The sequence below is a fragment of the Xanthomonas sp. XNM01 genome, assembly GCF_014851915.1.
In the GTDB taxonomy this organism is placed as follows: Bacteria; Pseudomonadota; Gammaproteobacteria; order Xanthomonadales; family Xanthomonadaceae; genus Pseudoxanthomonas.
Genome location: NZ_JACVAP010000016.1, coordinates 1 through 794 on the forward strand (window position 1 = coordinate 1; position 794 = coordinate 794).

Annotated in this window: 1 protein-coding gene; it reads left to right on the plus strand. The window is 66.0% G+C overall.

Going from position 1 to position 794, the window contains the following annotated elements:
- Positions 1-723: IS110 family transposase (locus tag IB242_RS20260; RefSeq protein ID WP_192283773.1), on the plus strand; the 723-nt coding region annotated here is incomplete at its 5' end.
- Between the last annotated feature and the right edge of the window lie 71 nt (positions 724-794).

Genomic DNA, 794 nt, shown 5'->3' on the forward strand with positions numbered 1-794 from the left:
GGGCTGCAGGCGCTGCATCGCGTGCGTGAGCAACTCAAGGCGCAGCGCACGGCCACGATCAACCTCGTGCGCGGCCTGCTGCGCGAGTACGGAATCGTCATCCCCGCTGGTATTGCGCGGGTGGCGCCGGCGGTACGTGATGCGCTGGAGGATGCCGACAACGAGCTGCCAATGAACCTGCGTGCCACCTTGGCCGGGCAGATGGCACGCGTTGCTGGATTGCAGACCGACATGGCCGCGATCGAATCGCGGCTGGAAGATGAAGCTGCGCGCGATGTCGCGGTCCAGCGCTATCGCACCGTACCCGGCGTCGGGCTGCTGACTGCAACCGCGCTGCGGGCAGGTGCAGGTGAACTCTCGCGCTTTCGCAGTGGCCGGCATCTGGCCGCGTGGCTTGGACTGGTCCCGCGCGAGCACTCATCGGGACGACAGCGGCGACTGGGTGCGATCACCAAACGCGGCGATCCCTACATCCGCACATTGCTGATACACGGTGGGCGTGCGGTGCTGCGCTCGGCGGTAATGCGGCAGCGTGCGGGGCATCCGCTCGATCCACTGCAGACCTGGGCACTGGACCTGCAGCAACGACAGGGCCACAACAAGGCTGCCGTCGGGGTGGCCAACAAGCTCGCCCGCAGGCTGTGGGCGCTCGACCATCATGGCGCGGCGTTCGATCCGCGCCATGTCGGCCACAAGCCGCATGCGGTGAAACAGTCCATGTAACGCGTCGGGAGAATCAAAAAGCGTTTCAGCGTCAGCAGTGCAGCACGATCCATGTCATGACGAAGGGCTCG